The organism is Nocardia sp. No.11, assembly GCF_038752175.1.
GTDB lineage: Bacteria > Actinomycetota > Actinomycetes > Mycobacteriales > Mycobacteriaceae > Nocardia > Nocardia canadensis.
This window is the reverse complement of the sequence record NZ_JBCGFB010000013.1, coordinates 72,092-80,522: the sequence shown is the minus strand read 5'-3', so window position 1 is coordinate 80,522 and position 8,431 is coordinate 72,092. Positions and strand designations below refer to the sequence as shown.

The following is an 8,431-nucleotide window of genomic DNA, read 5'->3' as shown; positions in this document are numbered from 1 at the left end:
GGGCCGCCACCGGGGGTGGGCTTGGCGGCCGGACGGGCCGCCTGCGACGGCCCCGGACGGGCCGCGGGCTTCGCGTCGCCCGCCGGGGCGGACTTCGACGCGAGCGATTCGCGCAGACGACGGGCGACGGGTGCTTCCACCGTCGAGGACGCCGACTTCACGAACTCGCCTTGCTCCTTGAGCTTCGCGAGTAGTTCTTTGGACGTGACACCGAGTTCTTTGGCCAACTCGTGCACGCGGGCCTTGCCTGCCACTGCTCTCCTCACTGAGAGGCCGAGCAGCGCCACCGTGTAAGGGGACGGCGGCCCGCACGACCTCGGGTTATCTCCGATGGACGTTCATCGTTGGTGCTTCACGGTGTGCTCATGAGTGCTCGTGCCTGTTCTCGAGGTACTGCTCCAGGGCTGAGATATCCAGATTTCCGGACACTCGTAGGGCTCTGCCGAATGCTCGGCGCCGCTCTGCGGAACGCAGACAAGCTGAAACGGGGTGCAGCCAGGCACCCCGTCCGGGAAGTCTGCGCCGCGGATCGGGAACGATCGCAACAGTCGAGGCCCCGGCAGAGCCGGTGTCCCGATGCTGCGCCACGATCCGCAACAGGTCGGCAGACGGCTCGCGCTGACGGCATCCGATACAGGTTCGCACGGATTGCGCGGGCCGGTCTTCCACCCACTCTACCGGTGACCCGGTCATAACGACGAACCCCTCCCCTTCCGAAGTTACGAACATGTCATCCGAGGGTCGGGATTCCCGCGTTTTCGTCAACTACGGTGCGCCTCCGGCCGGACCGAATCGCCCTGCTCCGGAGCCGCGTCGCTGCGGATATCGATGCGCCAGCCCGTCAGACGCGCGGCCAGGCGGGCATTTTGGCCCTCCTTGCCGATCGCCAGCGACAGCTGGAAGTCCGGCACGATCACCCGGGCGGCCCTGGCCTCCGGATCGACGACAGTGACCGAGACCACCTTCGACGGCGAGAGCGCGTTGCCGACGAAGGTCGCGGGATCCTCGGCGTAGTCGATGATATCGATCTTCTCGCCCGCCAGCTCGCTCATCACGTTGCGCACGCGCTGGCCCATCGGGCCGATGCACGCGCCCTTGGCGTTCACGCCGGGCACGGTGGACCGCACGGCGATCTTGGAGCGGTGCCCCGACTCGCGGGCCACCGCGACGATCTCCACCGAGCCGTCGGCGATCTCGGGCACCTCGAGCGAGAACAGCCTGCGCACCAGATTCGGGTGCGTGCGCGAGAGCTGGATCTGCGGGCCACGGGGGCCACGCGAGACGCCGTAGACGTAGCACTTGATCCGGTCGCCGTGCTCGTAGGTCTCCCCCGGCACCTGCTCGGCGGGCGGGATCAGGCCCTCGGCGCCGTTGGCCTCGCTGCCGATCCGCACCACCACGATGCCGCGGGCGTTGGCCCTGGCGTCGCGCTGGACCACACCGCCGACGATGTCGCCCTCGTGGGTGGCGAATTCGCCGAAGGACTTCTCGTTCTCGGCGTCGCGCAGCCGCTGCAGCACGACCTGGCGGGCGGTGGTCGCCGCGATCCGGCCGAAACCCTCGGGGGTGTCGTCCCATTCGGAGACGAGGTTGCCGTCGGCGTCGAGCTCGCGCGCCATCACCCGGACCACGCCGGTCTTCTGGTTGATATCGATACGCGCGTTGGGCTGATGGCCCTCGGTGTGCCGGTAGGCGGTGAGCAGCGCCGACTCGATCGCCGAGATCACGGTCTCGATCGAGATGCCCTTGTCGGCGACGATCGCCCGCAGAGCTTCGATTTCAATATTCATTCCGCAACCCCTTCGGTGGGAGAGTCACTGTGTTGTCCTGCGGCGGCGAGATCGGCGGGTTCCTCGCCCGGGACCGGGCGGCCCGCGGCGATCCCGCCGGCGAGTTCGAGTTCGGCGGCGCCGGGTGCGTTGAACTCGACCTGGACCACCGCGGAGGCGATGTCGGCGAGCGGCACGTGCACCCGGTGCGGCTTGTTCTTGCCGCCGAGGACCAGCGCCACGGTGCCGTCCTCGGCGAGCTGACCGGCGCGCGCGTCGAAGCGGGCCTTGCCCTCGACCGGCTCGGCGCCGTCGCGCAGCGCGACCTTCACCTTGCGGCCCTGGGCGCGGCGCCAGTGCCGCTCGGCGGTCAGCGGGCGGTCCACGCCGGGCGTGGTCACTTCGAGCAGGTAGGCGGAGTCGCCGAAATCGCCCGCTTCGTCGAGCAGCTCGGACATCTCCCGGCTGAGCTCGGCGATCGCGTCCAGATCGGCCGGACCGTCGCTGTCGACGGTGACCTTCAACCGAACCGGCGCCAATTCGTCCTTGCCCGCAGACGCGATCGCTACGCCCTCGAGGTCGAATCCCCGGCGTGCGACGAGCTCAGCGACGAGCTGGCTCACCCTTTCCTCGGTGGGCATCGGCATATGGGCGGCTCCTGGTTCAGTTGTGACGCGATCGGAAATTTCTACGCCGAAGGTCTAGCGTAACGCGCTCCGAGAGTGTAAAGGACCAGCCACCGGGCGTCGCGCACCGGTCCGCCCCGGCGTGCCTCCCGGTGGCGTGCGTGGGCGGGTTCGGGTGCGCGGATCTGGCACGATGGGTGGGTGCCCTTCCGCCTCACCGCCCCGCCGAGCGCCGGGCGACCTTCCGGCATGCGCCTCGACCGGCACGAATCCCGTCCGTTGACGAGCGAGTCGTCGCGCCTGGTCGTCCCGCAGCACACCGGATCAGTTCTCCCCTCCGCTCCCGCGCCGACCGCCGCGACCGGGCCCGCGCACCGGCAGGCGGCCACCGCGTCGGCGACCGACCCGACCGCACCCCAGCTCGCGGTGCCGCGTCAGCACCCGACGCTCGGCGCCCACCGGACCGTAGTGACACAGCAGGATTCGGCGACCCTCCCCACTGCTTCGCCAGGCGGCTGGCGACGCCGCTCGATGCTGCGACTGTTCGGCACGACCGCCGTGGGAGTCCCGGCGCTGGGCCTGCTGACCGCGTGCGCCGAAGACGACACCGTGCATGCCCCGGATCCGCTTGCCGCGCAAGAAGTCCTGGCTCGCGCGGATGCCGCGGCCGCGCAGGCGGCGATCGCCCTCGCTCCGCAGTCGCAGGCCGCGCTGGGCACCATCGCGAGCGAACGCGCCGCGCACGCCGACGCGCTGCGCACCGAGATCGACCGGGTGATCGGCGTCTACGGCGACGGCACCACCCCGGTGCGCCGCACCGGCGAGATCACCGTGCCCGGCCCCGACGGCGCCCTCGTGCCCGCCTCGACCGTGGACAACCCCACCCAGCCGCCGACGATCGCCCAGCTGCGCGATCAACTGGTCCGATCCCAGCAAGCCGCGGCCGCCCTGGCCCGTACCGAATCCGGTTACCGCGCAGGCCTGTTGGCCTCGATCAGCGCGGCCTGCGCCACCCAGGCGGGAGTCCTGCTGACATGACCGAACAACGTCGAGCGCTGCAGCGAGCGCTGAACAGTGAGTACGCCGCCGTCTACTCCTACGGCGTGATCGCCGCCTACGCCAACGCCGACCGGGCGCGTATGGTCGCCGAGTTCGGCGCCGCGCACCGGGCCCGCCGCGATGCCACCATCGAACTCCTGGAAGCGGGCGGCACCGCGCCCGAGGCGGCCGGCGCCGCCTACGCACCGCCGTTCCCGGTCGACGATCCGATCCCGGCGGCGCACCTGGCGGTCGCGGTCGAATCCGATTGCGCCGCAGCGTGGTACGCCGTCGTCGAACAGGCCACCGACGCTGCGGTGCGGGCGACCGCGACCGAGGCGCTCACCGAGTCCGCGCTGCGCCGGGCCCGCTGGCAGGCGATCCTGGGCACGAATCCCGTCACCACCGCCTTCCCCGGCCGCGCCACGGTATAGGCACACAGCCGCGACCTCCGCGCCGACGCGGGGACCCGAACGCGCAGCCTCGGGCACGATGACGAGCCGTGCCGANACCACCGCCTTCCCCGGCCGCGCCACGGTATAGGCACACAGCCGCGACCTCCGCGCCGACGCGGGGACCCGAACGCGCAGCCTCGGGCACGATGACGAGCCGTGCCGACCGTCCTCGGCCGCCCGCGATGACGTGGCGGCCGAGGACGCGTCCGGCTACGGGCGCATCGCGTAGGCGCCGTCGTAGGACGCCACCTGCTGCCACACCCGGTCGAAGCGCTCGGCGTCGGCGACCGGGCTGCGCAGGGCGCCGACGGCCCAGGCACGCTGCGCCTCGGTGACCGCCGGCTTCCCGAGCAGGGCCGTCGCGTGGGTGTTGAAGTCGCGGATCTGGAAGTCGAAGATCTGGTCGACGACATCGCGGTCGAGCCCGGTGAGCTCGGCCTGCTCGAGGATCAGCTGGCCGTAGACCACCGTGGAGAACAGGTGGCCGATGGTCAGCATGAAGTCCAGGTCCTTCTGCTGGGCCGCGTCGGGCGCGGCGGTGAGCAGCAGTGTGCGCAGCGCCTGGGCCTGCTCGTAGAACCGGCCGACATTGGGCACGTCGGCGGCCTGCTCGTAGGCCGGGGTCCAGTCGGCGAACTGCACCTTGCCCGCGCCGCGCGCGGGACCCTGCTTCCAGAAGAACTCCTGGTCGCCGGGCGCCAGATCGGTGCCGATGGCCGGGTACTCGGCCGGGTTGAGCAGGTAGTTCGGCATGAACTTCAGGATCTGGCCGACATTGACGTGCACCGTTCCCTCGAGCCGGGGCAGGTGGTTGATGTAGCGCGAGGCCTGGGCGAAGTAGGTGGCCTTCTCGAAGCCCTTGGCCGCCAGCACATCCAGCAGCAGGGTCATCGCGACCTCGCCCTCGGAGGTGACCTTGGACTTGGTCATCGGGTTGAACAGCAGGTAGCGGCGGTCCTCGAGCGAGGCGCTGCGGAAGTAGTCCACCGCGCGGTCGCTGAACAGCTTCATCGCGATCAGGCGCGCGTAGGCGTCGACGAAATTGCCGCGCACATGGCCGAAGTCGGTGACCGGGTTGCCGTAGAGGATGCGGTTGTTGGCGTGGGTGATGGCCTCGAAGAACGAGTGCTCGACCATGCCGATGCTGCCGTGGCAGAGGTTGAACTTGCCGACGTTGACGGTGTTGAGCGCGGCCGAGAAGCCCTCTGGCCCTTCGTGCAGCACGTCGGCGGCGGTCACCGGGTAGTTCTCCAGCCGGAAGTGGCTGACGTACATCTGGCCGTGGATGACGCTCTCGACCAGGTGGTAGTCGTCGTGGCGGCTGTCGGCGGCGAACCAGATGTAGCCCTCGGCGCCCTCGATATCGCTGCGCCGGGAGAACACCGACACCATCGAGGCGACGTTGCCGTTGCCGATGTAGTACTTCTCGCCGTTGGCGCGGAACAGGATGCCTGCCTCGGCGTCGGCGCTGCCCGGCTCGCTCGGGGTGAGGATCAGGTCGGTGTTGTAGATGTCGGCGCCGTGCTCGCGCTCGGACAGCGCGAACGCCATGACCTGGCCCGCGTCGAGCTCGGCGGCGGCCTTGCGCTTGGCGATCTCGTTGTCGCTCTGCCAGATCGGGCCCAGACCCAGGATGGTGACCTGCTCGGCGTACCAGTACGCGAGGCCGTAGAAGCCGAAGATCTCGGCCAGGGCCGCGTTGCGGGCGGCGTCCCAGCGCTTGTTCGGGTCGCCGTCGGCGTAGGCGGCCGGGGTCAGGAACGTCGCGAACAGCTTCTCCTTCGCGACGAAGTCGAGGAACTCCTGGGTCCACACGGCGTCGCGGTCCTCGGCCAGCAGCTGCGCCTTGCCTTTGGATTCGAACCACTCGATGGTGGCCCGCAGCAGCCGCCGCGTCTCGGCATCGAAATGCTGCGGGTCGTAGGTGGCGGGGTTGAACAGCAGGCTCGGCGAACTCGTCATGGAAGCAAATTTAGCAGCGCCACCCTCGACCATGAGCCCGTGACCTGCGGGTTTCCCCTACGTAAGCGTAAGTTGGCGCACCTATTGTTGTTTCACGCAATCAAATGTATTGTTTGATTCATGCAAGCAAACAAGGATCAGGTCTCCGAACTCGCCCGCACGACGAGCCGGTTCGCCGAGGCGATGCGTCAGGGGACCTCCCGGGCGTACGACCCGGTCCGGGTCGGAGTGCTGCAGGCGGTGGCGGAGACGGGTCCGCTACGCGCGGGCGAGATCGCCGAGCGCCTGGACGCGCTGCCCTCCTCGATCACCCGGCACGTGCAGACCCTGGCCGAGGCCGGGCTGGTCCGCACCGCCCCGGATCCGGCCGACCGACGGGCCGTCCTGGTCGAGATCACCGACGCGGGACGCGCGGAGCTGCAGCGGTTCCTCGAGGTCGGCGACCAGGTGTTCGGCGCGGTCATCGCCGACTGGCCCGCCGCCGATGTCGTCACCCTCACCCGACTGCTGGACCGGTTGATCACCGACTGGGCGCAGACGGGATCCGTACAGCAGCAGCGAGCGTCGAAGCGGCGCTCCGGCGGGTTCGGCTGGAGCCGGATCTGACCAGGGAAAGGACACCGTCATGGCAACCAACTCACCCCTGCGGGTCATCGTCGTCGGCGGCGGCATCGGCGGGCTGGCACTGGCCAACGGCTTGCGCCGGGCCGGCGTCGCGGTCAGCGTGCACGAGCGCGAGGTGCGGCGCACCGACCGGCTGCAAGGCTTCCGCATCCACATCAATCCGCACGGCAGCGCAGCACTGGCCGAGTTGCTCTCCCCCGAGCTCTTCGCGACCTTCGTCGCCTGCTCCGGCAAAGGCGGCAACGGATTCGGCTTCGTCACCGAGCAGCTGTCGAGCCTGATCGCTTTCGACAGCACCGACACCGTGAGCGCCGACGGCGACCACTACGGGATCAGCCGGATCACCCTGCGCCGCATCCTGCTGGCCGAGCTGGGCGACGCGGTGCGCTACGGCAGCGCGTTCGACCGCTACGAGCGTCGCCCGGACGGACGCGTGGTCGCCCACTTCGCCGACGGCGGCAGCGACGTCGGCGACGTGCTGGTCGGCGCCGACGGCGGCACCTCCCGGGTGCGGGCCCAATACCTGCCGCAGGCGCAGCGGGTCGACACCGGCATCGTCACCATCGCGGGCAAGTACGCGCTCACCCCGAGCGCCCGCGACCGTCTCTATCCGCGGCTGCTCGCGCACCCGCACAGCGTGATCCCGCCCAGCGGGTGCGGCATGTTCGTCGCACCGCACGAATTCACCCCGCCCGCACCGGGTGTCGCGCTCGGCAGCGACGGCACCGAGCTCACGCCCGGCTTCCTCTTCGACGACACCCAGCCCTACGTGTTCTGGGCGTTCGCCGCCGAACGGGACCGTTTCGGCGTCGACCTGTCGGCCCTGGACCCGGCCGAACTGCACGCCACCGCCGTTCGGATGACTGCGGGCTGGGCGCCCGCACTGCGCAGGCTGGTCGCCGAATCCGACAGCACCACCGCGACTCTGCTCCCGATCAAGACTTCAGTCCCGATCCCCCGCTGGAGTCCCACCACGGTGACCCTGCTCGGCGACGCCATCCACAGCATGACCCCGTTCGCCGGCATCGGCGCCAATACCGCCCTGCGCGACGCCCAGCTGCTGTGCCGGATGCTGGTCGCCGCCGACCGCCGCGAGCGCGGTCTGCTCGACGCCATCGGCGCCTACGAAGCCGCGATGACCGACTACGGCTTCGCCGCGGTCCGCACCTCGCTCAGCACCGCCGAACGCGCCGTCGCCGACGGCAGATTCGGCCGCATGATCGGCAAGCTCGTGCTGCGCACGGCGGGCGCGGTGCCGTCGATGAAACGCAAGATGTTCGCCGATCTCGGCGCCTGAGGCGGGCGGCGCGTCGATAGGCGGGTTCAGCTCATCAGTTCGCCGATCATGCCGGTGCGGGTGCCGATGATGCCGCCGGTGAGGTCGAACTCCACCCGCAACTCGTAGAGACCGAAGTGGGCGAGCAGCAGCTGCGGTTCGCCGAAGGTCAGCGTCGCGAGGTCGTGGCGCCGGAAGTAGCCGGCGACCATGGCTCGCATGGCGGGGTAGCGGCTGTCCGGATCGGTGAGGGGGTGCAACAGGTTCGCCGCCGTCTCGATGAGCTGGGACGCCACCTCGGGATCAGAACCCGTCCCCGTCACCGCGGAGTCGGTGACCGCGAAGTAGCGCCACCCGGCACCGTCGGGCGCCGCCGCCCAGCCCAGGCACCCGCCCAGGTCGGCGGCCCCGGCCACGAGCACGGTGACGACATTGTCGGGATGGACGACGGTGCCGAGGTCGACCCGGTCCACCGCCAGATGTTCGGCGCCGTGCTCGCGCGCCAGCCCGCGCAGCGCGGTGGCACCTGCCCATTCCCGCCCCGCCCACGCCCAGATCCGCTGCTCGCTGTCGTAGCGACCGATCTCGGCGACGGCCACCGGGCCGCCGGGAACATCGACGAGATCGCCGTACATCGGCTGCCAGCGCAGGGTCGGGCGCGGCGCGTCGAGCGCCGCGCCC

10 protein-coding genes are annotated in these 8,431 nt (G+C 70.3%); 4 read left to right on the top strand and 6 right to left on the bottom strand.

The features are described from left to right. The 4 genes from V8688_RS06785 to rimP all read right to left on the bottom strand — a co-directional run. On the bottom strand, positions 1-254 hold a 254-nt coding region (locus V8688_RS06785; RefSeq protein ID WP_342800431.1), incomplete at its 3' end, for a translation initiation factor IF-2 N-terminal domain-containing protein. Between the two features lie 109 nt (positions 255-363). Beyond that, positions 364-693 carry a YlxR family protein gene (locus tag V8688_RS06780; protein ID WP_218718422.1) on the bottom strand — a complete coding sequence of 110 codons (330 nt, stop codon included), beginning with the start codon at positions 691-693 and terminating at the stop codon, positions 364-366. A 68-nt stretch (positions 694-761) separates the two neighbouring features. After that, entirely contained in the window at positions 762-1,790 is a 1,029-nt protein-coding gene (gene nusA, locus V8688_RS06775; RefSeq protein ID WP_218718423.1) for a transcription termination factor NusA, read from the bottom strand. Beyond that, a complete protein-coding gene (gene rimP / locus V8688_RS06770) occupies positions 1,787-2,416 on the bottom strand; it encodes a ribosome maturation factor RimP (protein ID WP_218718424.1) in 630 nt (209 codons plus the stop codon). Before rimP ends, nusA begins: the two co-directional genes overlap by 4 nt. Before the next feature lie 180 nt (positions 2,417-2,596). Between rimP and V8688_RS06765 the strand changes: the two genes are divergently transcribed. Together V8688_RS06765 and V8688_RS06760 are read left to right on the top strand one after the other, a co-directional pair. Further along, positions 2,597-3,433, top strand: coding sequence for a hypothetical protein (locus tag V8688_RS06765; RefSeq protein WP_342800430.1), 837 nt, complete (start codon positions 2,597-2,599; stop codon positions 3,431-3,433). Continuing rightward, entirely contained in the window at positions 3,430-3,867 is a 438-nt protein-coding gene (locus tag V8688_RS06760; RefSeq protein WP_218718425.1) for a DUF4439 domain-containing protein, read from the top strand. The genes V8688_RS06765 and V8688_RS06760 overlap by 4 nt, the downstream gene beginning before the upstream one ends. A gap of 231 nt (positions 3,868-4,098) precedes the next feature. Here the strand turns inward: V8688_RS06760 and V8688_RS06755 are convergent, their stop codons facing one another. Continuing rightward, entirely contained in the window at positions 4,099-5,850 is a 1,752-nt protein-coding gene (locus tag V8688_RS06755; protein WP_342800429.1) for an acyl-CoA dehydrogenase family protein, read from the bottom strand. A 120-nt stretch (positions 5,851-5,970) separates the two neighbouring features. Between V8688_RS06755 and V8688_RS06750 the strand changes: the two genes are divergently transcribed. Together V8688_RS06750 and V8688_RS06745 are read left to right on the top strand one after the other, a co-directional pair. Then, on the top strand, positions 5,971-6,456 hold the full coding sequence (locus tag V8688_RS06750; protein WP_218718427.1) for a MarR family winged helix-turn-helix transcriptional regulator: 486 nt from the start codon (positions 5,971-5,973) through the stop codon (positions 6,454-6,456). 19 nt (positions 6,457-6,475) lie between these two features. Then, entirely contained in the window at positions 6,476-7,771 is a 1,296-nt protein-coding gene (locus V8688_RS06745; RefSeq protein ID WP_342800428.1) for an FAD-dependent monooxygenase, read from the top strand. 26 nt (positions 7,772-7,797) lie between these two features. On the opposite strand, the gene V8688_RS06740 is transcribed toward V8688_RS06745, so the two are convergent. Further along, positions 7,798-8,431 (bottom strand): hypothetical protein (locus tag V8688_RS06740; RefSeq protein ID WP_342800427.1); only part of this gene is annotated, 634 nt, incomplete at its 5' end.

Bases quoted from the DNA above. Each gene is read 5' to 3' on its own strand.
- V8688_RS06780 (WP_218718422.1), bottom strand. From the start codon at position 693: ATGACCGGGTCACCGGTAGAGTGGGTGGAAGACCGGCCCGCGCAATCC.
- nusA (WP_218718423.1), bottom strand. From the start codon at position 1,790: ATGAATATTGAAATCGAAGCTCTGCGGGCGATCGTCGCCGACAAGGGC.
- rimP (WP_218718424.1), bottom strand. From the start codon at position 2,416: ATGCCGATGCCCACCGAGGAAAGGGTGAGCCAGCTCGTCGCTGAGCTC.
- V8688_RS06760 (WP_218718425.1), top strand. From the start codon at position 3,430: ATGACCGAACAACGTCGAGCGCTGCAGCGAGCGCTGAACAGTGAGTAC.
- V8688_RS06755 (WP_342800429.1), bottom strand. From the start codon at position 5,850: ATGACGAGTTCGCCGAGCCTGCTGTTCAACCCCGCCACCTACGACCCG.
- V8688_RS06750 (WP_218718427.1), top strand. From the start codon at position 5,971: ATGCAAGCAAACAAGGATCAGGTCTCCGAACTCGCCCGCACGACGAGC.
- V8688_RS06745 (WP_342800428.1), top strand. From the start codon at position 6,476: ATGGCAACCAACTCACCCCTGCGGGTCATCGTCGTCGGCGGCGGCATC.